This is a genomic window from Pseudoalteromonas sp. RW-H-Ap-1, assembly GCF_048318575.1.
Lineage (GTDB): Bacteria > Pseudomonadota > Gammaproteobacteria > Enterobacterales > Alteromonadaceae > Pseudoalteromonas.
In genome coordinates, this window is the sequence record NZ_CP166996.1 from 2780928 (window position 1) to 2805013 (window position 24086).

Annotated in this window: 19 protein-coding genes and 1 pseudogene; 11 read left to right on the forward strand and 9 right to left on the reverse strand. The window is 40.2% G+C overall.

Annotated elements, in window-relative coordinates; all coding sequences use genetic code 11:
* Nucleotides 1-10 precede the first annotated feature (10 nt).
* Nucleotides 11-214 carry a DUF3283 family protein gene (locus tag AB8618_RS13320; protein WP_008113353.1) on the reverse strand — a complete coding sequence of 68 codons (204 nt, stop codon included), beginning with the start codon at nucleotides 212-214 and terminating at the stop codon, nucleotides 11-13.
* Nucleotides 215-436: 222 nt separating this feature from the next.
* Between AB8618_RS13320 and AB8618_RS13325 the strand changes: the two genes are divergently transcribed.
* Complete coding sequence (locus tag AB8618_RS13325) at nucleotides 437-1135, forward strand: hypothetical protein (RefSeq protein ID WP_413400790.1); 699 nt, start codon at nucleotides 437-439, stop codon at nucleotides 1133-1135.
* Here AB8618_RS13325 and AB8618_RS13330 read toward each other — a convergent pair.
* Nucleotides 1132-1376: pseudogene (locus AB8618_RS13330) on the reverse strand (DUF1289 domain-containing protein). The gene AB8618_RS13325 and the pseudogene AB8618_RS13330 sit on opposite strands and share 4 nt — an antisense overlap.
* Before the next feature lie 97 nt (nucleotides 1377-1473).
* A complete protein-coding gene (locus AB8618_RS13335; RefSeq protein ID WP_413400792.1) occupies nucleotides 1474-2607 on the reverse strand; it encodes a 1-acyl-sn-glycerol-3-phosphate acyltransferase in 1134 nt (377 codons plus the stop codon).
* A 440-nt stretch (nucleotides 2608-3047) separates the two neighbouring features.
* Here AB8618_RS13335 and AB8618_RS13340 point away from each other — a divergent pair, with 440 nt between their 5' ends.
* Nucleotides 3048-3992 (forward strand): D-2-hydroxyacid dehydrogenase, encoded by a 945-nt coding sequence (locus AB8618_RS13340; protein WP_413400793.1) that lies wholly within the window; start codon nucleotides 3048-3050, stop codon nucleotides 3990-3992.
* Nucleotides 3993-4166: 174 nt separating this feature from the next.
* Nucleotides 4167-4547: a DUF3192 domain-containing protein gene (locus tag AB8618_RS13345; protein WP_131691685.1), complete on the forward strand. Its 381-nt coding sequence runs from the start codon at nucleotides 4167-4169 to the stop codon at nucleotides 4545-4547.
* A gap of 13 nt (nucleotides 4548-4560) precedes the next feature.
* Here the strand turns inward: AB8618_RS13345 and AB8618_RS13350 are convergent, their stop codons facing one another.
* The 3 genes from AB8618_RS13350 to AB8618_RS13360 all read right to left on the reverse strand — a co-directional run bounded on the left by AB8618_RS13350 (nucleotide 4561) and on the right by AB8618_RS13360 (nucleotide 10678).
* The gene (locus tag AB8618_RS13350; RefSeq protein ID WP_413400794.1) at nucleotides 4561-5460 is read right to left on the reverse strand and encodes a diguanylate cyclase; all 900 of its coding nucleotides are present in this window, start codon (nucleotides 5458-5460) and stop codon (nucleotides 4561-4563) included.
* A complete protein-coding gene (locus tag AB8618_RS13355) occupies nucleotides 5450-9220 on the reverse strand; it encodes an ATP-binding protein (protein WP_413400795.1) in 3771 nt (1256 codons plus the stop codon). The genes AB8618_RS13350 and AB8618_RS13355 overlap by 11 nt, the downstream gene beginning before the upstream one ends.
* A gap of 66 nt (nucleotides 9221-9286) precedes the next feature.
* On the reverse strand, nucleotides 9287-10678 hold the full coding sequence (locus AB8618_RS13360; protein ID WP_010391619.1) for a PhoH family protein: 1392 nt from the start codon (nucleotides 10676-10678) through the stop codon (nucleotides 9287-9289).
* A gap of 298 nt (nucleotides 10679-10976) precedes the next feature.
* On the opposite strand from AB8618_RS13360, the gene rapA reads away from it, so the two are divergent.
* The 3 genes from rapA (at nucleotide 10977) to AB8618_RS13375 (ending at nucleotide 15649) form a co-directional block, all read left to right on the forward strand.
* Nucleotides 10977-13871, forward strand: coding sequence for an RNA polymerase-associated protein RapA (gene rapA / locus AB8618_RS13365; protein ID WP_076920059.1), 2895 nt, complete (start codon nucleotides 10977-10979; stop codon nucleotides 13869-13871).
* Nucleotides 13872-14025: 154 nt separating this feature from the next.
* Nucleotides 14026-14679 carry a bifunctional tRNA pseudouridine(32) synthase/23S rRNA pseudouridine(746) synthase RluA gene (gene rluA / locus AB8618_RS13370; protein ID WP_075169847.1) on the forward strand — a complete coding sequence of 218 codons (654 nt, stop codon included), beginning with the start codon at nucleotides 14026-14028 and terminating at the stop codon, nucleotides 14677-14679.
* A 73-nt stretch (nucleotides 14680-14752) separates the two neighbouring features.
* Nucleotides 14753-15649, forward strand: coding sequence for a DUF3530 family protein (locus AB8618_RS13375; protein ID WP_413400796.1), 897 nt, complete (start codon nucleotides 14753-14755; stop codon nucleotides 15647-15649).
* Here AB8618_RS13375 and djlA read toward each other — a convergent pair.
* Genes djlA through AB8618_RS13390 form a run of 3 tightly spaced genes read right to left on the reverse strand, consistent with a single transcriptional unit; the run spans nucleotide 15632 to nucleotide 18177 of the window.
* A complete protein-coding gene (djlA, locus tag AB8618_RS13380) occupies nucleotides 15632-16489 on the reverse strand; it encodes a co-chaperone DjlA (RefSeq protein WP_413400797.1) in 858 nt (285 codons plus the stop codon). The two genes, AB8618_RS13375 and djlA, sit on opposite strands and share 18 nt — an antisense overlap.
* Before the next feature lie 33 nt (nucleotides 16490-16522).
* Nucleotides 16523-17179 (reverse strand): N-acetylmuramate alpha-1-phosphate uridylyltransferase MurU, encoded by a 657-nt coding sequence (murU, locus tag AB8618_RS13385; protein WP_409423924.1) that lies wholly within the window; start codon nucleotides 17177-17179, stop codon nucleotides 16523-16525.
* A complete protein-coding gene (locus tag AB8618_RS13390; protein ID WP_413400798.1) occupies nucleotides 17176-18177 on the reverse strand; it encodes an aminoglycoside phosphotransferase family protein in 1002 nt (333 codons plus the stop codon). The genes murU and AB8618_RS13390 overlap by 4 nt, the downstream gene beginning before the upstream one ends.
* A 94-nt stretch (nucleotides 18178-18271) precedes the next feature.
* On the opposite strand from AB8618_RS13390, the gene lptD reads away from it, so the two are divergent.
* From lptD to apaG, 5 genes are all read left to right on the forward strand, one after another.
* Nucleotides 18272-20518, forward strand: coding sequence for an LPS assembly protein LptD (gene lptD, locus AB8618_RS13395; RefSeq protein WP_413400799.1), 2247 nt, complete (start codon nucleotides 18272-18274; stop codon nucleotides 20516-20518).
* A 96-nt stretch (nucleotides 20519-20614) separates the two neighbouring features.
* Entirely contained in the window at nucleotides 20615-21910 is a 1296-nt protein-coding gene (gene surA, locus AB8618_RS13400; RefSeq protein ID WP_413400800.1) for a peptidylprolyl isomerase SurA, read from the forward strand.
* 2 nt (nucleotides 21911-21912) lie between these two features.
* Entirely contained in the window at nucleotides 21913-22905 is a 993-nt protein-coding gene (gene pdxA, locus AB8618_RS13405) for a 4-hydroxythreonine-4-phosphate dehydrogenase PdxA (protein WP_413400801.1), read from the forward strand.
* Complete coding sequence (gene rsmA / locus AB8618_RS13410; protein WP_413400802.1) at nucleotides 22902-23708, forward strand: 16S rRNA (adenine(1518)-N(6)/adenine(1519)-N(6))-dimethyltransferase RsmA; 807 nt, start codon at nucleotides 22902-22904, stop codon at nucleotides 23706-23708. Before pdxA ends, rsmA begins: the two co-directional genes overlap by 4 nt.
* A complete protein-coding gene (apaG, locus tag AB8618_RS13415; protein ID WP_041709470.1) occupies nucleotides 23692-24081 on the forward strand; it encodes a Co2+/Mg2+ efflux protein ApaG in 390 nt (129 codons plus the stop codon). Before rsmA ends, apaG begins: the two co-directional genes overlap by 17 nt.
* The last annotated feature ends 5 nt before the right edge of the window (nucleotides 24082-24086 follow it).

A 24086-nucleotide genomic window follows, 5' to 3' on the forward strand; every position in this document is an offset into this window, starting at 1 on the left:
CAAGTAAACTCTAACTTAGCATAAGTGCCAAATATTGCTCAAACTTTTGCTTTAAAAAACCTTGCTCCGCAACAGGACGACTATGCAGGGTGTCGTAAACTTGTTCACGCGTTTTCTTGCCACGCTTAATTTGATATGCCCAAAATGAAGCTTCGTAGTCTAACTGAATTTGATACTTTTGCTCTCGTGGTAAATCACACAGGTTATAACTCATATTACCCCTTTCACTGGCCCGATAAAACTTAGATTATACGTTTAAACTTATAATAAACTAACTCTGTAGCGAATAAAAAGAATCTGCCGTAAATAATCTAAGGGGATCAATAATTGTTAAAGATAGACTCTGCTAGATTATGACTAGAAACTGGGCAAAACACAGCCAATTTGTTATTATACCCACCTACTCATTTGCCTCTAATAGACTGGAAATACTGACGTGTTTAAATACTCTAAAGGACTACTTGTATTAATAGGTTTAGTTTTTAGCAATCCGTCATTTGGCCATAGTTACAGCTATACATTTAATCGCCCGCAGAACACCCAGCAAGCAAATTATACTATTGAGCTATTACAATTAGCGTATGCAGATATAGGCTTTAAATTAAATATTATCGATTTTAATCGCCAGAATGCATTATTCGCGGCAAATAATGGCATGTTAGATGGGCAGCTTGCTCGTGATATTAGTATTGAAAGTGCTTACAAAAACTTAATTCGAGTTAATTACCCGTTATTTAAATTTAGTCTTGAGCTTTATAAGCACTGTGAACCCAGCTCTACTAAAACAATGGATAGCGTTGCTATTTTAGCCAGCTACCCTGTGCAACAGCGATATTTAGACAGTATTGATTTTCAAGGCGAGGTTATTGAAGTAAAAAATAATACCACTCAACTAAATTTACTGATCCAGCAAAAAGTAGAAGCTGCATTATTGATTGATTTTGCGATGGCCAATAAAACTATTCCTCCTGCTTTAGGTTGCTATGAAAAACAAGTGGTTGCTACCTACCCGCTTTATCATTATTTACATAATAGCCATGCGAGTATTGCTTTGCAGCTTGAGACTACACTTAAGAAATTACACAACAATGGCACGGTGGCTAAACTCAGGTCAAAGTACAAACTACAATTTTAAAAATCAAAGCCTTGCTGCTGTGATGGCGAAGCGGTTTGCTCAGCTTTCTTTTTTTGCTGTAAATAACGTTTATAGCGTTGTTGGCATAGGCTCAATACTTTCTTTTTTGGGCATTGGTTAACGAATTCCACGAAAATCGTTCATCACGACTGCGATAACATCCTTTGCAGTAGCCACGGTTATTAACCAAGCAAATACCTTTACAAGGGCTAGGAATATCAAATATTTCAATTTGTTGCATCAACCCCTCCATTCTAAAAAAGCATAGCTTGAGTATAGCGCTATTTTTGTGCAAAAAAAAGCAGCCAATTAATTGCTGCTTTTATCTTAGCTGTTAATTAATGTTCACAGCTTTGTTCATCTACTTGTGTTTTTCTATGATACGGTTTGGCGTACATCGCTAGTACCAAAGATCTTAATTCTTCTGGCACTTTTGCTAAACGCTCTGCAAATTGTGCTGCATCATCTTTATTTATAACCGCTTCAGTACAACCACCCGCAATATAATTGCCTGGGTGCAAATAAAACGAGTCAATTATTTGCTTATCAATGGTTTTTGCCAATTCATCGGCACTATCGCAATCTGACTGAATAGGCTGGCCAAACGATAAGTGCACATGCCCTTTGGCTGAACTAAAACCTTCAACAATGCTGGCAATATCTTCACCCGCCGATTTCACATATTTACCATGATGCTGTTTATGATACAGCTCTTTTGCCTTAGCTATTGCACAGGGTTCATATTGGTAAGATATTGCAACCGGCACCACTTTTAGTTCTTTAATGTATTCGCCGAATTCTTTCTTTTGTTTACGTCCATTTAGTTGCAGCATTTTTAATAGTGCGGGATCGGTTTGATCTACACCGTCTTTGGCACGGCCTTCTTTTTGAGCAATCCAAATAGAATGCCCACTGCTGAGTGAGTCATAAATATAAGCCGATAACTGAGTCAGCGCTTTTAACATCTCCTTTGGCGCTTTAGCTGAGCGTTTTACAATAAAACTTTTATTTAAACGCATAAGCTCAGTAATGTATGGGATTTGCAGTAAGTTATCACCAATCGCAATTCTCACGGTTTTCATTTTATGCTGAAAAAGGCCCCAATTAACCAATGCAGGATCGAGTACAATGTCTCTGTGGTTTGAAACAAAAAGATAGGCTTGATTAGGGTCTAACGCCTCTAAGCCGGAAAAAGTAACGTTTGATGTGGTGCGGTTTACTAATTTATTTAAGTAATGTGCAACTTCATTTTGTACATCTTCAACTGTTTTAACTTTGCCCCATTTTTTACGCAACTGATGCTTTATTATAGCGCGTGCTAAAAACCCAACTGCGGATATAAAGCGTGGCAAATTATACTTTGCTATCACATCAAGAAACGCATTATCGTTAATTAATCGCGTTAATGAGGCGGCAACTTCATCGTCATTGTAAGGTCTTATATCTGCGTACTTATCTTCTAGTTCTATCATTTACTGCATCTACAAAGTTAAAAACGGCGCGCGAAAACGCCCCGTTATGTCTGATTTTGATTATAACTCAAGCAAAAATACGAAACTAGCAATACTAAAGTTCGATTTACTGAGTTTTCATAGCGTTATAGTTTAGTACTGAGCATCATTGCCAGATTAACCGCTCATGTGTATAAACTATAGCTATTAATTATTAATTCAAATGGATAGACCTTACTAATAGCACTTTGTTCAAGTTAACTTAGCAAGGCAGTTGATCATAATAACATGCAAGTTAACCCTCAGTGGGCAGACCACATTTAAATATGACTTTACTCCTGTTAATGTGAACACAATAAGCTAAGTCTAAATAAATCTATAACATTCAATTAAATAATGATCTTTTTATCTGCGTACAGAGGTTACTCCCTCTCTAACACATACATATATTAGGACACACCGTGAATATAACAATTCTTGATAACGCAACACTGGCAAACACCTCACTGGATGGTATTTCAGCACTTGGAGAGCTCACAGTGCATCAACTAACTCGCCCTGAGCAAGTATTAGCGCATAGCCAAAATGCAGAAGTTTTAATCACCAACAAAGTGGTGATTAATCGTGACACTATGATGCAATTAAAATCATTAAAGCTCATTTGTGTTAGTGCAACGGGTACCAATAATGTTGATTTAAATGCCGCGAAAGACTTAGGCATAGCAGTTACTAATGTTGCCGGTTATTCGACCCCTTCTGTTGTTCAGCATACCTTTTCGTTGATCACTAACTTATTAGGTAATACTCACCGCTATCAAGCAGATTGTCAGCAAGGCGCGTGGCAAAAAAGTGAGATGTTTTGTCGACTGGATTACAACTTTAATGACATCCAGGGCAAAACATTAGCCATTATTGGTGGTGGCACTTTGGGTAATGCAGTATCTAAAGTGGCTGAAGCGTTTGGCGCCAATGTGATTATTGCAGAGCGTAAAGGCGCAGCGTGTCGCAACGGACGCACCCCGTTTGAAACAGCAATAAAAACAGCGGATATTATTAGCGTTCACTGCCCACTTAATGATGAAACGCGCGACTTAATTACGCTTAATGAATTAAAAATGATGAAACCAACTGCGCTAATTATTAATACCGCACGCGGTGGGATTATCAATGAAGCTGACTTAGTAGAAACATTAAAAGCCAATATTATTGCCGGTGCGGGCGTTGATGTACTTACCAAAGAGCCCGCTGAGCTGACAAATCCTCTGGCTAATTATACCGGTGATAACTTACTACTTACCCCGCATATAGCGTGGGCGAGCACTGAATCTATCGTGCGTTTAGTAAAAGAAGTGAGTTTAAATATTGCAGCATTTAGCCAACACGAGTCGCGTAACCGCTTGGTTTAATGCCATAAAAGTAACTTAGTCAAAATTACTAAAAAGTGGCTTTTTAGATTTATATTTTAAAAAAGCCACCACCCCACCAAACACAATAAAAACAAGCTATTGATTTTTAAGACTTTAAAAACTGGCCTAGTCTTTGCTATATTGTTTTTAATTAATCATCTAGGGTAATAAAAAATGAAAAAAACACTTTTAATCGCTGCACTTACCGCTCCTTTTTTAACGGGTTGTGTAATCGCTGTATCAGATGGCGAAGCAGAGGGTCATTGGGCAGGTAATAGCTCTTCAGGTTGGCAAGCAACACATAAAAATAATCGTGAAATCATTTCGGGCTTGGCAATGGATAGCTCGTATCAGTCGGTATTAAACCAACTAAAAACACCTAACTTCACTGAATTGTTAAAAAAACAGGATGATGTTTACCAAGTCTTGTTCTACGCAACGCACAGCATTCATTCAGATGGGAAAATGACCAAAGATGAATGTACACCGCTCGTTTTCAAAAATGATAAATTAGTGGGTATTGGTAGTTCAGCGTTATTGATGCTAACAAATTAAGCACTCGAAAATACTATTGGGCGCTAATTTGATTGCGCCCTGACTTTTTAGCATTATATAAACCTGAGTCAGCCTCTTCTAACAACGCTTTCTCGGTGTATGCTTGACTGCTCTCACTTGAGGCAATTCCAATACTAATAGTAATGTGCGAAGCATTTAACGAGGCGTTGTGTTCTATATTCAAGTCATTAATAGCTTTGCGTAATTTATTAGCAAACGCAATAGCGCCTTGCTGATTGGTTTCTGGTAATACTGCAACAAACTCTTCACCACCATAACGGGCAACAAAATCACTGCCACGTTCACATTGCGCCACTAATGTTTGCGCCACTGCTTTTAAACACTCATCGCCAGCACGATGACCGTAGTAGTCGTTATAGCGCTTAAAGTGATCAATATCGATAAGCAGTACACACATGGAGGAATTATTACGCTTACTTCTTCGCCACTCTCGTTCTAAGTTTTCATCTAAATAACGTCTGTTAGGTATTTCTGTTAAACCATCAATAGACGCAAGCATTTCTAATAAATCGTTTTTTTGCTTAATGAGTAATTGATTACGCACACGCACTTTAACAATAGAGGCACAAAATGGCTTAACAATGTAATCCATTGCGCCTAACTCTAAGCCTTTTGCTTCGTCTTCATGAGAGCTATTCGCTGAGATAAAAATAATGGGGATTGTATGGCTTAGGCTGCTTTCTTTAAGCTCCACCAGCACGTCGTAACCATTCATGCCTGGCATCATAATGTCTAAAATAATTAAGTCTACTTGTGTGTGCTTAACAAATACCAACGCCTCTTCACCACTAGCCACTAAGTAAACCTCATGCTCGTCACTTAGGGTTTTTTCTAAAATGATTCGGTTAAGCGCATCGTCATCTACAATTAATATTTTTGCTTTATTTATCATTGCTTACATCTAAACTTTTTATATAAATTTGCACTTGCTCTAACTGTATTATTAATTCTTTAATTGCAGCTGCGGCGTGCTCGCCGCCCGCTTTTAATACCTGCTCAGTGTGTTGAGCACACAATAATAATCGGTTAAAACCTAAATTTCCTGCTATCCCTTTTAAACTATGCACTAAGCGTACCATTTCAATACTAGGGTTGTTGTTTTGAAGCTCAGCTGAATATGACTCACTTAATGTCGCTAACTTGTCCAACATACTGTGCAGTACAGACTGATCATCGTCAAACTGAGACAAAGCAAAGGCTTTATCAAAAAAGCGAGGCGCTGTGATACCAAGACTAGCCATTGCTGTAAATAAAACTGGCGCAACCACAGGCTTAGTTAAATGTTTATTCATCCCACCATTGAGTGAACGCTCAATATCGGCTGGTTCACTATGCGCAGTTAATGCAAAAATAGGTAATTGCTGAGCGTCAAACTGTTGGCGTATTACCTCAGTCGCTTGATAGCCATCAATATTGGGCATTTGAATATCCATTAAGACTAAGTCGGGCCGTAATACACTCACCAATTCAATCCCTTTTTGCGGGTCATTGGTCGTAACAATATTTACTCCGGCTTGACTCAAAATACTGCTAATAATATCGAGGTTCAATGGATTATCGTCTATCGCTAATACTAATATCCCTGCGACTTTATCACGCGGTTTTTGCGCTTTATTTTCAATTACCTTCGTTATTTTTTGCGAGCTTAAAATAAGTAATCGCTGTGCAAGTGCGCTTGAGGGTAGGAACTGGGTAATAAAAGAGTCATTTATTGGTGGCTGTTCGTCTTGATTATTCGCAATTACAACAACTGAAATAGTAGCTGTGCGCAGTGTTGTTTTTATTTTTGGTGTTAAAAAGGCCGACAGCTCACACGCATCAATGATTATTGTGTGCGCTTGCAGCAAACATTCTGGTTCAGCGATTGCCCTATTAAGCGTTTGGTTATTAATAACAGGATGCGCTTTAATTACTTGATTAAGTAACGTATTTTTAGCGCTAGTAATAACTAACAACTTATTTTCATCACGAGTAACTTTGTTGGTATCGGTCGCTAAATCGAGCGTGAAGTAAAAGTGGCAACCTTGTCCTTTATCGCTATTCAGTGAAATCTCCCCGCCCATTAATGCCACACTGTGTTTTACAATCGCCAGTCCTAAACCCACCCCTTGATGTTGACGAGTGGATGATTCATCGCCTTGGGTGAAGGCATCAAATAAACGGCGCTGATCGGCTAGAGCAATTCCCTCACCAGTATCTATAACTCCAAAACAGATACGCTGTAACTCATCACGGCTACTTGGCTGTAACTGCATTTTTAATGTCACGTTGCCTGTAGGAGTAAATTTAACGGCATTGGTTAATAAGTTACCCAACACTTGTTGCAAACGAATGGTGTCGCCAACTAAAAAGGGGGAAATATGTGGATCGATATCAATTTGTAGCTGTATCTGTTTAGCTTGGCATAAAGGCAAAATTAAGCTTTCGCAGGTATCAATCAAATCAACTAGGCATAATGGCGCTAATTGCAGCGTTGCTTCATTACTTTCAACACGCGCAAAATCAAGCATACTATTTAGCATTTGTAATAAATTATTGGCTGCATACGTCGCTTGGCTGGTCTGTTGCAATTGTCGCTGCGTTAATCCATGCTCTGCTAACATATCTAATAGCCCCAGTATGGCATTAAGGGGAGTACGTATTTCGTGGCTTAAATTAGCAATAAAGCGACTTTTAGCCAAAGTGGCTCGCTCTGCATCATCTTTGGCTTTAGTCAGCTCAGTAACATCTTGAATATGAATAACATAATATAGCGGCTGAGCATTCTCATTCCAAATTAATGACATACTCAACTGCAACCAAGCATTTAATTGAGTGTGCGCAAAAGTTAAATGAAACACCTGTTTTTTGTTGTGCAGTAGTTGCTGCAGTAAGGCTTCGAGTTCTTGCCACTGCGAGTCACTAAATAGTGTATCAAACGGGGTATCTGTTAATTGATGATGTTTGGTAAACAGTTTTCGCGCAGCTTTATTAACCTGTAAAATAGCGTACTCAAGTGAAAGTAAAAACACCCCATTGGCAGCAAATTCAATGGCACTTCTAAATTTAGATTCCGACTCTTTTAATGCATATAGAGTATGTTGCTGCGCAGTAATATCGCGACCAATTCCCATAGTGCCTAGCAATTGGCGCTGTTCATCATAAAACGGAGCAATCGTTAACTGATAAGTTTGCTTAGCAACCTCTATACGCTGCTGAATTTGCATTTTATGCTGTAATGCTTGCTGTTCCAGCAGTTTAATTTGCTCGTAGTTGTGACTAACACTGTGCACCTGTTGACCAATAAGTTCGCTTTGGCTCTTACCTATAAACTGCTCAAATGCTTTATTACAACCTAAAAAGGTGCCGTCTGTATTTTTAAAATATATAAAGTCAGGCACGCTGTTAAGTACTGTATTTAGCAGGGCTAAATGCCGCTCTTTTGCTTGGTCGCTATGTTTTAATTTTTCAGATTTGAGCTGCACCTGCTCATCTAACTTTTTATTAGCATTTTGCAATGAAATAACTAAACGTTCATTTTTCGCAAAAATAGCTTTCACTCTAGCAAACCAAGGTTGCCAATTTAATGGTATTTTGTAATTTAAATATCCCGAGTTGTCATCGTTATGATGTTCTAAGTAACGCATTAGCTCTGTCATCGGCCTTATAAATATACGCTTGCTTAACCAAAAAAAGACATAAAACATCAAGCATAAAAATAACGCTAATGAAATAAACTCCAACACGACTTCTTGCACAAGGCTGCTGGTCAGTGTTTGCTCATCAGCAAGAAATCCTAAATGAATCGGGGTTTGATCTGAGGGTTGAATTAAAAAAAGCGGTTCAGACAGAGTTGTACGCTTTGATGAGCGCGTATTAATTTGAGGCCAGTATGTCGAAAAATTTATTGCTTGGTTAATTGACTGCTGTGAACTGGCAATAATTTGATTTGCTTGATTAATAAAAACATACTCACCTTGCTTAGAGGTGATTTTGTTTAACCAGCCAGAGATGGCCTGCAAGTCATAAATTAAAATAATATAATCAGAAGAATTTCGCTCACGCTGACGGCCAATCGCAAAATATGCTTTATTACCTAGATTAATGACTGCACTCGAAGCCAATTTGGCTGCTGACGGTAAGGGTTTAAAGTCGCCATTCAATAGCGGGGTAAATATATTATTTTGAGTATTTTCGCGCCGAGTTAAGTATGCAAACCCACGTTCATCAACATACGCAACAGAATGCACAGATGAAAGCAGCGCTAAGGTGGTATTAAAAGAGGGTGCAAGCGATATTACCTGCTGCCACTGTAACAGTGCCGACTCAGAAGAACTAAACTGACCTTTACCTACAATTTCACCGTTTAAATGGTCAAATTGACGATAGTAGTAATGCTCATCTTGGTTAATGTTTGCTGTGAGACTATGATTTTCTACAAGAAAAGTTTGCTTGTTATACATAACAAACATTTCATCAAGCAAATCACTCATTGCTTGCATATCATGATCAAGCTGCGCCGATAATGTATTAAAATCAGTGGTCTTTTTTGTTATTGCGCGTTCCATTTTTATATTATAAAAATGCAAACACAAAAAAGAGGCCACTAATAAAGGCAGTGCTAACGCCACAAAAACAGAGCGGTGATAATGTTTTAACGGTAAAAAATTCAACGACTCGCCCAATTATTGGCTCAAAAATCAAACTGTAGACTATCGAGCCAAGATATTAAGCGCAAGTTATAAATTCTCCTCGGCAAACGACGCTAATCGACTTCTAACTACACCATTAAGATTAACAGTAGCACCGCCTTCAAAGTGCTTAAATCGCTCCACAATATAGGTAAGCCCTGAGGTAACCGCGGTTAAATAGTTACTATCTATTTGTGCTAAATTTCCGGTACAAATAAGTTTAGTTCCTTCACCACAGCGGGTAATTATGGTTTTGAGCTGAGAAGCCGTTAAGTTTTGGCTTTCATCTAAAATCACCACCGCATTTTGAATGCTTCGCCCACGCATAAAGTTCACCGATTTAAACTGAACATTGGCTTTTTCCATAATATAATTACGGCTTGAAACAGGGTTTTCATCTCCTTTATGCAGCACCTCTAAGGTATCAGTTATTGCAGCCAGCCAAGGTGCCATTTTCTCTTCCTCGGTGCCAGGTAAAAAGCCAATCGATTCGGCAATTTCAGGGGTGTTTCGGGTTACAATCACTTTATCGTAAACACCTTTTTCAATCACCATCTCAAGTGCACATGCAAGCGCCAGTAAGGTTTTACCACATCCCGCAGGGCCGGTTAAAATAACAAGTTCAATAGAGGTATCGAGCAGTGCATCTAGTGCCATTGCTTGGTAAATATTTTTTGGCTTTATTCCCCAAGCACTTTGATGCATTAGTCGCTCTGCTCCAATATCTTTAATGGTAATATGCTCACCATCGTAAGATTTGACTCTAGCGGCAAACTGATCGCCATCATCAAGTAAATACTCATTACAAAACACATCTGGGATTAAATCTTTAGGAATATGATGGACTGTTTCACGCCCGTGTTGCTCAGTGTTACACTCGCCAACATGCTGCCAAAAATCACCAGTAATTTTTTTATAGCCGCTGGTAAGTAAGGCGATATCGTCAATAAGCTGATCGGTACGGTAATCTTCAACATATTTAAGCCCCGCCCCTTTGGCTTTTAAGCGCATGTTGATATCTTTAGTAACCAGTATGACTTTTTTATCACTGTGCTGATTTTGTAAGTGCACCGCGCAATTAATAATGCGGTGGTCGTTTTCATTGCCCGGTAAGCCAGAAATAGAATCGGCAAATAAATGGTCGTTTACAATCAGTAAGCTTCCCGTTAATCCGCCTTGTTTATTACTTGGTAGCGCAACCCCTTGTAACATTTGCTCGGGAGAGGCCTGACTAAGCACCCCATCAAGTCCTCGAATAGCCACTCGGGCATCGCGACTTACATCGTGTTTTCTATCTTTAATGTGATCAAGCTCTTCCAATACCGTCATTGGAATAACCACTTGGTGCTCTTGAAATGACAAATACGCGAGGGGTTCATGAAGCAATACATTGGTATCTAGCACATACATTTTACTATCAAGGTTCGAAGCTTTTTCCATAGCACTTTCCTTACGTTTTATGATTTTTATGCTATACCCAATAAACTAATCAGTGTGACTAATAAACTTGATTAATTACTTAGGTATAATTTGAGTTTAGTCTATTTGTCATAAAAGTCTGTTTTATGACAAATATCATTTAGTTTGAATTTCCTACAAAATCGGCACACTAATCAGTGCTTATAGATAGGAATAATTCACACTTATAAAATTAATTAAAAGTCAAGCAAATAGCGCCTTGCAGTGGTGTTATCTAACAGGTAACATAGCCGCCTTTTTCTTCATAGACGAGACATACATGAATTTTTCCTTAGGTCAGCGTTGGATCAGTGATACAGAGTCAGATTTAGGATTGGGCACCGTTGTTGCCATTGATGGCCGCCAGGTCAGCATTTTATTTCCTGCCAGTGGTGAAAACCGTGTTTATTCTTCTGCAGAAGCTCCGGTAACCCGCGTAGCATTTAATCCTGGTGATGTGATCCGAAGCGTTGAGGAGTGGGAATTACAAGTTGAGTCAATTGAAGTACAAGGCGAATTACTGTGCTACCACGGTGAACGTATTGATAACGGTGAAAAAGTACAATTAAAAGAAACCTTTTTAGACCATTTTATTAAATTTAATAAACCACAAGACCGTTTATTTGCAGGCCAAGTAGACCGCTTTGACCGATACACTTTGCGCTACCAAACTTGGTTACACCAATTTGAACGCCAACAGTCACCTATTAAAGGTTTAATTGGCCAACGTGCCAACCTTATTCCGCATCAGCTTTATATTGCCCAAGAAGTAGGTAAACGTTTTGCGCCGCGTGTATTACTGTCTGATGAAGTAGGTTTGGGTAAAACCATCGAAGCTGGCATGATTTTACATCAACAGATTATTACTGGTCGCGCCAGCCGTGTGCTTATTGTAGTACCTGAGAACTTACAGCACCAATGGTTAGTAGAAATGCTACGCCGTTTTAATTTACGTTTTTCTATTTTTGATGAAGAGCGCTGCGACGAAGCGTTTGCTGATTCACCAAACGTATTTGATACCGAGCAACTGGTGCTTACCAGCCTTGAGTTTTTAACTAAGAAAAAACGTTGGTTTGAGCAAGCTACGTTGGCGGACTGGGATTTATTAGTTATTGATGAAGCCCATCATTTAAGCATTAACAACAATAAACCTAGTGCCGAATACCAGCGTATGGCTGAGCTGAGCCAAGACATTCCGGGGCTAATCTTATTAACAGCAACGCCAGACCAACTTGGTCATCGTAGCCATTTTGCACGCTTACAACTGCTCGACCCAGATCGCTTTTACGACTACGACGTGTTTAAAGAAGAAGAAGCAAACTACAAAGACGTGGCCGAAGCTGCTAACCAATTACTGCAAGAGCAAGCATTAGATGACAACGCTAAAGCGACCTTGATTGAGCTATTAAAAGAAACGGATATCACCGACATTCTTGAAACAGCACAGCAAGGTGACCTTGAAGCACGTAAAGAAATTTTAAATATGCTTTTAGACCGTCACGGTACTGGGCGCATCTTATTTAGAAATAGCCGCAGTGGTATTGATGGTTACCCAAGTCGTAAATTACACGCCTACCCTATGGCTTTACCTAAGCAATACAAAACGGCAATGACCGTATTAGGTAATATGAGCGGCATTCAAAATGCTGAACTCAGTGCGCAACGTGCACTTTTTCCTGAAAAAATATTTCAAGAGTTTGAAGGTGAAAGCGCCAGCTGGGGCTTATTTGACCCTCGTGTAGATTGGCTAATTGAAACGCTAAAAACACTCAAACGTGAAAAAGTATTACTCATTTGTGCTAAAGCCGAAACAGCAATCAGCCTTGAGCAAATATTACGTGAACGCGAAGCAATTAAAGCCTCTGTGTTTCATGAAGGTATGTCGATTATTGAACGTGACCGCGCCGCGGCATTCTTTGCCGATGAATACGATAATGCTCAAATATTATTGTGTTCTGAAATTGGTTCAGAAGGTCGTAACTTCCAATTCTCACATCATTTAGTGTTGTTTGATTTACCACTCAACCCAGATTTACTTGAGCAACGTATTGGTCGCTTAGACCGCATAGGACAAACACAAGATGTAAACATTCATGTGCCTTACTTTGAAAATACGGCTCAGGAAGTGTTATTACGTTGGTACAACGAAGGCCTAGATGCATTTGAAAGCACTTCAACCACAGGGCAGTTATTATATAAAGAGTTTAGCGAAGACTTACTTGAATATATTGCAGCTCATAATTGTGACGAAGATGAGCTAGACCCATTGCTTGAGCAAGTAGCACAAAAGAATGCAGTATTACGTAAGCAAATGGAAAGTGGCCGAGATCGCCTACTAGAACTGCATTCATCAGGGCAAGGCGCTGCTGATTCACTTGTAGCTGACATTGAAAAACTCGATAATCAGTTTGAGCTACCAAGTTACATGATCAATGTGTTCGACACCTTTGGCGTAAGCCAAGAAGATAAAGGCGAAAACACCATTATTTTAAAACCCACTGAGCATATGCTTAACGCGTCATTCCCTGCTTTAAAAGAAGATGGCATGACGGTGACCTTTGACCGTGATACCGCTCTTTCACAAGAAGATGTTCACTTTATTAGTTGGGATCATCCTATGGTGCAAGGCACTATGGACATGATTTGCGATGATGACTTTGGTAGTGCGTCAGTGGCGTTACTTAAAAACAAAAAGTTACCACCAGGAACATTCTTTGTTGAGCTAATCTTTGTTGCCGAAGCAATGGCACCAAAAGTACTGCAAGTGGGCCGTTTTTTACCGCCTACGCCTATTCGTATTTTACTCGATAAGAGCAGTAATAACTTAGGCGAAAACGTTGGCTTTGATGGCTTTAATCAACAGTTATCTGCGGTAGGCCGTCAAACAGCAAGTAAATTAGCCGGTGCATTACAAAGTGCGGTTCATCCGATGATCAACACAGCAAAAGACATGGCGCAACAAAAGCTGGATGTTATTCGTGCAGAATCATTAGCTAAAATGCAAACATCGTTGAGTGAAGAGCAGCAGCGTTTAGAGGCACTCAAACAAATAAACCCAAATATTCGCCAAGAAGAAATTACTTTTTACGATAAACAACGCAATGAGCTAACCGCACATATTGAAAAAGCGCAGTTAAAACTCGATGCCATTCGTTTAATTGTGGTTTCGCACTAAGGAATCTAGCTGTTAGCTATAAGCTGTCAGTCGTTAGTTAAAGATCAACTAACGTTTGCATCGAAAAAAGCGCGATATTTATATCGCGCTTTTTACTTGAGCCTTTGCGCTCGCTCCACTAAAATAGCGCACTTCAAAATCACTGAGGTCTGCCGTGTTAGTTAATTACAATCCCCCTATGAGCCCGTATTTAACTATACTGTTTCAAGACGATGATTTACTTATTGTAAATAAGCCTAGCGAGTTACTTACCGTACCAGGTAAAGACCCAAAACATGCCGATAGCTTAATTAATCGCGTCAACCGTGTTTTTCCTACGGCTAAAATTGTTCACCGTTTAGATATGGCTACCTCAGGAATACTTTGCTTGGCAATGAACAAAGCCGCTCACCGCCATTTAAGTATGCAATTTCAAGAGCGTGAAACGGCAAAGCGTTACATTGCGCGAGTTTATGGGCAACTTGAAAGTGAAACCGGCTCAGTTGACTTACCGCTTATTTGTGATTGGCCGAACCGTCCTAAGCAAATGGTTGATCACGACAATGGCAAGCCCTCGCTTACTCATTTTAAAGTGCTTGAGCGCGAAGCACAGGCAACCCGTGTAGAGCTGACTCCTATTACTGGGCGCTCCCACCAATTGCGCGTGCATATGTTAAGCTTAGGCCACCCTATTTTAGGCGATCGCCTATATGCTCACAAAGACGCACTTGCTGCGGCACCTCGATTACAGCTGCATGCACAAATGCTGCAACTAAAGCATCCTGTTACAGAGCAAGTACTCACGTTTGAAGCTGACCCCGAGTTTTAAATAAACACGCTAATAGCTAAACTTTTATAGCCTCGCGCCGATACCTAAATAATCTTTATTGTTTGGGTCCATTATGGTTGTTGCGCAATTTATAAAAATGTCACTCTGTGCATTTTCAGCTGTTTGCATATTAATGCATTGGCAAATATATGCAGTGGAACATATAGCTCCTACAGCCCATTCAACTATTATTGAAAATGATATTAAACGCTTAGCACCTGGGGATGAAATTAAAACCATTGAGCTTGGCGACACCCCATTTTTAACCTTACATCGTGAATACATGAGCGCTGATTTTAGAGGTGTGGTGGTTCTAATACCCGACTGGCAATCGAGCCCTACGAACAATTCTGGCATGAACTTTTTACGCAAAGAATTAAATAACCATGGCTATAGCACTTACGCTATGACGGTGCCCGATATTAATTGGCAAGCTGCTGAGCAGAGCAGCGAGGCAAATAATCAACCGACTGCAGCAGATAACAGCACGCCAACTGAGCCGCCTCATCATGTTGATTATATTGAGCAGGTCAATATTGAGGTATTAGATAACTACAAAACAAATTTAATTGCTCGCTATGAGGCGCTTTATCAGCAAGCAAGTGAAGCCTCGAGTGATATTGTGGTTATTGCTCAAGGAACCAGTGCGGGAGTATTAATGGAGCACTATGCTGATTTTTCAGATTTACAGATCAATGCATTTATTAGTTTAAGTAGCTTCTTACCAAATTCACAGCGTAATGCGCGTTTGAGCCAAACCACCTCTTTAGTGACACCGGCGTTATTAGATATTTATTTTTCAGGCGATCATAACGATATTTTAATGAACCTTAAAAACCGTCAGCGTTGGGTTAACCGTAATGCAAAGTTTGATTACCGCCAGCGCCAGCTATTTGGATTGCGCGACGCGCCACAGCAACATGCACGCTTGAGCAAAGAAATAGACGGTTTTTTACGCCGCCTTTTTTAAATACTCGTAAGCGGCTTGAATATCTTGGCTTTTTTTAACTGCTACTTCCATCATGTGCTTAGGTAAACCTTGCGATACCAGTTTATCAGGATGGTGCTGAGCCATAAGCTTACGGTACGCTAGTTTAATATCACGTTGCGAGGCGTCTTTATTTAGCCCTAATAAGGCCAATGCCTGCGAGCGGTTCATATCATTACTTGGCGGTACATGATGCCCTGAGCCTTCTCGGTAACTACTACTTTGACTTTGCTGCTGTTTAAAGCGCTGTTGTTGCTGCCTAAAATTAAACTCTGCTTGATAACGTTTTAGTACAAAGGCAAAGTGTGCTTTAGATACCCCCAACTGCTTGCTTACTTCTTGCAGTAACTGCTTTTCTTGCGCGGCAAGCACGCCATCAGAAAATGCCATTTGAATTTGAATTTCTAAAAATAACTGCAGTAAATCGTAACGTTTAGCAAAACGTTCTTTGAAGTCATAAACCGTGTCTTTGAGTGAAAAGTCGCTGTCTTTACCCGATTGAAACGCCTGCTGCGCTTCACGGCGCTCTTCGCCTTTTAAGCCCATTTCATCCATAAATAGCGTCGCAGCTTTAATATGGGTTTCGCTTATTCGTCCATTTGACTTGGCGATATGCCCCATTACTGCAAAGCAGCTAGAAAAAAACAGTGCTTGGCGCTCGTTAACATCATCGCCTTTAAAAAGGTTAGAGAAGCCGCCAGCTTTATCAAAGTCTTTCTTTAGACTTTTATCAAACATATGACCTAGGTATAAGCCCAAAATGGCGCCAAATATTTTGCCAAACATAAAACCAAAACAGAAACCGAGAATTTTTCCCCACATTTTAAAACTTACCTCTAATGTTTTATATTTAGCTTATGGCGCTAATTGTTGGTTAAGAGCCGATAAACGCTCTGGTGTGCCTATATCGTCCCATTGGCCAATATAGAGTTCAGTGGAGACTAAATGTTCATTTAATTTTTCACGCAGTAAAGGCCCTAACGGGAGAATACCTGGGGTCAGCCCTTCAAAGAAATCAGCCTGATAACGGCCAATTCCAGAAAAAGTATAGCGCTGTTCACTATTAGGTAAGTGGCTTAGGGTAAAATCGCCTTCTGGGTTATGCGCAGGATTTTCAACCAATACAATGTGCGCTTCTTTTGGCTGTAAATGCAGCTGCATTAATGCACTAATATCGTAGTCGCTGTAAACATCACCATTAATAACAATAAATGACTCACCTAATAAAGGAAGTGCTTGAATAATACCGCCTGCAGTTTCAAGCCCGCCAGTTACTTCCTGGCTATAGGTAATACTTACACCCCATGCACTGCCATCTGCAAAGTAGGTTTTTATTTTGTCTCCTTGCCAGGCGAGGTTAATCACAATCTGCGTAATACCAGCTGTTTTTAAGCGCATAATATGATGCTCAATAAGCGGTTTACCTGCCACACATAACATAGGTTTTGGCAACTGTGCGGTGAGCGGCATCATACGTTTACCGCGTCCTGCAGCTAAGATCATGGCCTTCATAGTTGTTCCTCTTTTAACCGCTGCTGTACTTTTGGTACTACGTAATTTTTTACCCAATCAGACAAGTCACTAAGCTCTGAATACTCTGCCGCCACTTCAACAATATACGCTAGTGTTGGTAATATATTGGTTAAATAACCTTTTTTGTCATCACGTAAATACAAACGACAAAAAATACCGGCAGCTTTTAAATGGCGCTGTAAGCCGGTTAAATCAAACCAATACTTAAATTGTGTAAATGACTCGTTAGTTATTAAACCTTGGCGCTTAAATTCGTCATAACCAAACTCAAGTAAATAAGTCAGCTCGTCGTTAGGCAATTTAAAATAACAATCTCTTAAAAGCGAGACCAAGTCATAACATAATGGGCCTTGTACCGCGTCTTGATAATCGATAATCGCCCATTGCTGCTCGCAGCGCATAATATTACGGCTGTGGTAATCACGGTGCATAGTCACTGTGGGTTGTTCAAGCAGTGTATTGATTAGCAGCGCAGTACTTGTTTGCCAAATATTTTGTTGCTCATCGCTGAGCTCTGCACTAATAAAATCATTAACCAACCAATTTTTAAAAATATCCAACTCAAGTGCAATAAAGTCATGGTCATACGGATTCATTGACGGAGCTTTTGGCGTTTTAGCCCACTTGGCACTTAAACTGATCAGCTGCTGGTAATACTCGCTGCGATTGGCATCATCAAGCAAGTCAGCTAAATGGATGTTTCCTAAATCACTTAAAATAAAAAAACCTTGCTGCTCATCACTATGAATAATGGTTGGCAATAAAAAACCCTGCTCAGAAAACACCTTATTTAATGCAATATAAGGGACGTTGTTAACTTTTTTTGGATCTGAATCCATCACAATAAAGCTTTTATTTTCAGCGCTTAACCTATAATAACGGCGAAAACTGGCATCAGCGGTTATTGCATTAAGCGCGCAGGATTGCTCACTAAAGTGAGTATTAATAAACTGTTGTAAACTCTCAAAACGTGTCATTTTATAAGCTATCTATTTTTCACTAATTACTTTGCTATTGTTTTCCTTTATTATGTATAGCTTGTAACTAATCACAGAGCATAAAGGTCGATAAATGAGCAAAACCTGGGGCATTTTGATGCTTAGCGTACTGAGCGCACCATCGCTTGCCGAAACTGAACTGACACACAACTTTTGTGGCACTTCAATGCAAACCAGAGCTTGGCAACCGCTAGCTGGCCTTGAGCTTGGAACGGTTGATATCAGCGCTGATGACGTTGAACTTTTAGGCACACAAAGCGCTGAATTTACTGGTAATGTTGATATTAACACCGTTAACATGAGTTTGTCCGCACAATCAGCACTGATTGATAAACAACGCGGCCTACTCAATGCCACAGGCCCTATTACCTACCGCGATTATGTAAGTAAGGTTCAAAGTGCGGGCTTAAACGCCGATTTAAACAACTCAGCATTTAGCTTATTAGGCGCACAATACAGCCTAACACAACAGCAAGGCAAAGGCGGTGCGGAAAAACTCACCATCGACAAGTCTGGCTTAATGCTGATGAATGCAAGCTTTACTGCTTGCCCGGGTAATACGCCAGTATGGGCGATTGAAGCTGACGAAATTAATTTATCGCGAGAAGAAGGCTGGGGTGAAACCTACAATGCGGTGCTACGTATTTTAGACACGCCAGTGCTCTATTTACCCTATTTTACTTTCCCACTTGATGAGCGCCGTAAATCAGGCTTATTAACACCCAGCTTTTCAAGTTCAGATCGCTATGGGTTAGAGACTATTACGCCTTATTATTGGAATATTGCTCCAAACTATGATGCAACCATTACGCCGCGTTATATGTCACGCAAGGGGCTACAGCTACAAACTGAATTTAGATACCTAACTCCAGAACATCAAGGTTTAGTAGCTGTCGAATACTTAAATAAAGATGACTCAGAGCCTGAGCTTGACGAGCGCTTTTTATTTCATTGGCAACAAAAAAGCTATATCGGCGAAGATTGGCGAGCCAGTATTGATATAACCAATGTCAGTGATGATAACTACCTCACTGATTTAAATTCAACTTATGCAAGTAAAACCGATACCCAGCTTTATCGAACCGGCTCACTGACTCATATGGGCGAGATGTGGCGTACCGATATAAAAATACAAAACTTTGAAGTGCTCGGTGACCACTTAGAGTCATATACGGCCTTACCTCAAGTTAGCTTTACACAAACTACGCCGTGGAAAATTGATTATTTCGATTTTACTGTTTCAGGGGAGCTAAGCCATTTTACTAATAGCTCAGCGGTGATTGACCAAGCAACTCGCGTGCATATAGAACCTAAAGCACGCTTTGATTACAAAGAATATGCTTGGTCATTTTTATCTGAAGTAAGCCTGCTACAAACTAACTATAAACAAGACGGTGATTTACAAGGCACTCAATTTAGCGATAATGTTTCGCGCACATTGCCAAAGGTACGCTTGTACTCTCAGCTTAACTTTGAGCGCGATACCTCAATTTTTATCGACGATGGTATTCAAACCCTAGAACCACAAATTCAGTATTTATATACACCAAATAAAGATCAGTCCGATATTGGCTTATACGATACCACTAAATTACAAGATGACTTTTTTGGCCTATTTAGGGATGCACGTTTTTCAAGTGTTGACCGTATTGCCGCCGCAAATCAGTTTACGCTTGGGGCAACCACTCGTTTATTTGATAAGAAAAATGAAGAAGTATTTAATTTCAGCGCAGGCCAAATATTTTATTTAAGTGATTCAGCCAAGCCCACAGAGCAAGGGCTTAACAGCGACAGTAACTACAATGCCTTGTTTGCAGCGCAAACCATGTTACATTGGCACCGCCGCTGGTATTTATCCGGTGGTATTCAGTACGATACGGATGGCAAGCAAATTATCCAGTCAAATGTCACCTTAGATTATAAAGGTGACAATAATCAGCTGGTTCAATTGAACCATCGCTATGCAAATGATGTCTCAGGAAATACAATCGAACAAGCGGGCTTATTTACAAGCATTCCTATCAGTGACGAATGGCAATTTATTGCAAGTTACCATCGTGACCTTGATAATAACCGCAGTATTGAAGTATTTAGTGGATTACAGTATGAATCGTGCTGTTGGGCGTTCCAAATTACTGGCCATCGCCAAATTGAAACTGATTTAAATCAGTCAATTGGGCAACCCCAAGCCACTTTTGATTCGAGCATTCGTTTGAATTTTGTATTAAAAGGGCTTGGTAGTAAAAGCCGTTATGATGCTCAAAAATTATTACAACAAGGTATTTTTGGTTATCGTAGGCCGTATTTTCTTAATGACTAAACTGCATTTTGTATAGTAAAAATCTACAAATAACTATATCAATCTAGCCGCATTTAGCATTACAACAGTACTATTAGTAAGAGTAGTAAAAAGAATATGAATTTAAAAAAATTATTAACATCAGCAGTTTTAACATTTGGCTTATGCCAAAGTGCATTCGCCGCTCCGGTTGAAATAGACAAAGTAATTGGTATTGTAAACCAAGGCGTTATTTTAAAAAGTGAAGTAGACACCATTGTTGATCGTGTTAAAAAACAAGCAGAAGAACAAGACCAACAACTGCCAAAAGACGAAACACTGCGTGTACAAGCAATTGAGCGCTTAGTTAATCAAACGCTAATGATGCAAATGGCTGAGCGTATGGGTTTACAGATTTCAGATAGTCAGCTTGACCAAACTCTCGCTAACATGGCAAAAGAGCAAGGCGGTACGATTGCTGACTTACGTCGTACCATTGAAGCCTCGGGTGAAAGCTTTCAAGCTTACCGTGAAGAAATTCGTAAAGAAATAACCACGCAACAAGTCACGCGTGCAAACGTAGACCGCCGTATATATGTAAGCGACCAAGAAATTGATAACTTACTGAAAATTATGGATAGCCAAGGCCAAAATGCCGAAGAATACGATATTGGTCATATTCTTATCGATATTCCAAGCGGTGCAAGTGCAGACGACGTCAGCTCTGCAAAAACACGCGCAGACAAAGTAATTGAACTACTGCAAGATGGCCAAGAATTTAAGCGTATTGCAATTTCTTCATCAAGTGGTTCAAAAGCGCTTGAGGGTGGTCAATTGGGGTGGATGGGTATTAACGAAATGCCATCTCTATTTGCAGAAGCGGTAAAAGGGCAAAAGAAAGATGCGATTATTGGCCCACTTCGCTCTGGTGCAGGTTTTCACATTATCAAGGTGCAAGACGTACGAGGTCGCCAAGTAGTAGAAACCACAGAAGTTAAATCTCGTCATATTCTCATTAAACCTTCGATTATTTTAAGCGAAGAAAAAGCCCGCACAATGTTAGCTGGCTTTATTAAGGATTTACGCGCTGGGAATGCTGACTTTGCAGAACTAGCTAAAGAGCACTCGCAAGATCCTGGCTCAGCACTTAAAGGCGGACAATACGACTGGACTGATCCAACTACCTACGTACCTGCGTTTAGAGATACATTGCTATCTCTTGATCAAAACGAAATCAGCGAACCATTTAGAACCCAGTATGGTTGGCATATTGTGCAGTTATTAGACACACGCGTTGCTGATAAAACCGAGCAAGCTAAACGTAATCGTGCACATGGCATGTTGTTTAATCGTAAATTTAAAGAAGAAAGCTTTAACTGGCAGCAAGAAATGCGCGAACAAGCCCATGTTGAAATTTTCCCAACAGACGAATAATTATGACCTTAAGAATTGCGGTAACCCCTGGTGAGCCTGCAGGCATTGGCCCTGACTTGCTATTAAAACTGGCACAACACAGCTGGGATACACAGCTAGTAGCGATTGCAGATGCACCGCTACTAAAGCAGCGGGCTAAACATTTAGGTTTAAAAATTAAATTGATTGAATTTGATGAAAGCGCCGAAGCTATGCCTACAGCTGCTGGCAGCTTGTACATAAAACAGATTGATTTAGCCGAGCCGGTTGAGCTAGGAGTGCTGAATGACGCAAACGGTCAATACGTATTAGACACACTACGTATTGCCAGTGAGAAAAATATGGACGGTACTTTTGATGCCGTTGTTACCGGCCCTGTTCATAAAGGTATTATTAACCAAGCCGGTATTTCTTTCAGTGGCCACACTGAGTACTTTGCTCAACAGTCGGGCACCGCTGATGTTGTTATGTTATTAGCTACCGAAGGTCTGCGAGTTGCATTAGTAACAACGCATATTCCGCTTGCTTATGTTGCGCGTGCTATTACCCAAGAGCGACTGGTTAAAGTGGCTAATATTCTTAATCATGACTTAAAAACTAAGTTTGGTATTGAGCAACCGCGTATTTTAGTCTGTGGCTTAAACCCGCACGCTGGTGAAGATGGCCATTTAGGCCGCGAAGAAATCGACACAATTACGCCTACACTTGACATGCTAAGAGCTGAGGGGATGAACTTAATCGGTCCTTTACCTGCAGATACATTATTTCAAGATAAATACCTAAATGAAGCCGATGCAGTGCTGGCTATGTATCACGATCAGGGATTACCTGTGCTAAAATACAAAGGATTTGGTAAGTCAGTGAATATAACCCTTGGCCTTCCATTTATCCGCACCTCAGTAGACCACGGTACTGCGCTTGATTTAGCTGGTACAGGCGATGCTGATGTTGGCAGTTTTGAATTAGCGATCCGCGAAGCAATTAAGCTCGCCCATGAAAAAGCACAGAATCAATGACCGATAAAGTACACTTAGGACACCGCGCCCGTAAACGTTTTGGCCAAAACTTTTTATTCGATGAATCAATCATTGATAAAATCGTCACCGCCATTGATCCCAAGCCGCAAGATAATTTAGTAGAAATTGGCCCAGGCCTTGGCGCTATTACTGAGCCTGTAGCCGATTTGAGTGGTCATTTAACGGTTGTTGAGCTAGATAAAGATTTAGCCCAACGTTTAATTGAGCACCCTTTTTTAGGGCCTAAATTAACCGTAAACCAAGGCGATGCAATGAAGTTTGACTTTGCAAGCCTAGTTAAAGATGACAACAAGCTAAAAGTGTTTGGTAACCTACCGTACAACATTTCTACTCCTTTGTTGTTTCATCTTTTTGAATTTGCCGATCATATTGAGCACATGCACTTTATGCTGCAAAAAGAAGTGGTAAAGCGCATGGTTGCAGGCCCAGGCAGTAAAACCTTTGGCCGCTTGAGTGTAATGACTCAATACTACTGTAATGCTATGCCTGTAGTAGAAGTACCACCAGAATGCTTTAAACCTGCGCCTAAAGTGGACTCTGCGGTTATTCGCTTAATCCCTAAAAAGGCAGAACAGCGCACAGCTAAAAGCGTTAAAATACTCAATACGGTTTGTTTAGAAGCGTTTAATCAACGTCGTAAAACACTGCGCAACAGCCTAGGCAACCTTTTAACCGCTGAAGAGTTAACCAGCATTGGCATTGATATTACCTTGCGTGCTGAGAGCCTGTCGTTACAACAATTTATTGATATAGCTAACTGGATTTATGACAACAAGCAGTAATATGGGATCACCTGTAAAGGTATCTGTAGAAACATTTTATGTAGAAGAGCAATCTCAACCTGAACTCGATAAATTTGTGTTTGCTTACTCCGTTACTATAAAAAACCACAGTTTATGTAGTGCAAAACTACTCAGTCGCTATTGGTTAATTACCGATGCCAATGGCAAAGAAGTAGAAGTGCAAGGTGAAGGTGTGGTAGGTGAAACCCCAGATATAGCCCCAGGCGAAAGTTACAAATACACCAGTGGTGCAATATTAGATACTCCGGTAGGCACCATGCAAGGGCATTACACTTTACGAAACGAATTTGGTGCTGAGTTTGAAGCCCCCATAAATGTGTTCCGTTTAGCTTGCCCTAATATCTTACACTGAGTAAG

Excerpts from the sequence above, each read along its gene's own strand:
- rsmA (WP_413400802.1), top strand. The coding sequence starts at position 22,902 with ATGACCGATAAAGTACACTTAGGACACCGCGCCCGTAAACGTTTTGGC.
- murU (WP_409423924.1), bottom strand. The coding sequence starts at position 17,179 with ATGAAGGCCATGATCTTAGCTGCAGGACGCGGTAAACGTATGATGCCG.
- surA (WP_413400800.1), top strand. The coding sequence starts at position 20,615 with ATGAATTTAAAAAAATTATTAACATCAGCAGTTTTAACATTTGGCTTA.
- AB8618_RS13320 (WP_008113353.1), bottom strand. The coding sequence starts at position 214 with ATGAGTTATAACCTGTGTGATTTACCACGAGAGCAAAAGTATCAAATT.
- AB8618_RS13390 (WP_413400798.1), bottom strand. The coding sequence starts at position 18,177 with ATGACACGTTTTGAGAGTTTACAACAGTTTATTAATACTCACTTTAGT.
- lptD (WP_413400799.1), top strand. The coding sequence starts at position 18,272 with ATGAGCAAAACCTGGGGCATTTTGATGCTTAGCGTACTGAGCGCACCA.
- AB8618_RS13335 (WP_413400792.1), bottom strand. The coding sequence starts at position 2,607 with ATGATAGAACTAGAAGATAAGTACGCAGATATAAGACCTTACAATGAC.
- pdxA (WP_413400801.1), top strand. The coding sequence starts at position 21,913 with ATGACCTTAAGAATTGCGGTAACCCCTGGTGAGCCTGCAGGCATTGGC.
- apaG (WP_041709470.1), top strand. The coding sequence starts at position 23,692 with ATGACAACAAGCAGTAATATGGGATCACCTGTAAAGGTATCTGTAGAA.
- AB8618_RS13350 (WP_413400794.1), bottom strand. The coding sequence starts at position 5,460 with ATGATAAATAAAGCAAAAATATTAATTGTAGATGACGATGCGCTTAAC.
- AB8618_RS13345 (WP_131691685.1), top strand. The coding sequence starts at position 4,167 with ATGAAAAAAACACTTTTAATCGCTGCACTTACCGCTCCTTTTTTAACG.
- rapA (WP_076920059.1), top strand. The coding sequence starts at position 10,977 with ATGAATTTTTCCTTAGGTCAGCGTTGGATCAGTGATACAGAGTCAGAT.
- AB8618_RS13375 (WP_413400796.1), top strand. The coding sequence starts at position 14,753 with ATGGTTGTTGCGCAATTTATAAAAATGTCACTCTGTGCATTTTCAGCT.
- AB8618_RS13360 (WP_010391619.1), bottom strand. The coding sequence starts at position 10,678 with ATGGAAAAAGCTTCGAACCTTGATAGTAAAATGTATGTGCTAGATACC.
- djlA (WP_413400797.1), bottom strand. The coding sequence starts at position 16,489 with ATGTGGGGAAAAATTCTCGGTTTCTGTTTTGGTTTTATGTTTGGCAAA.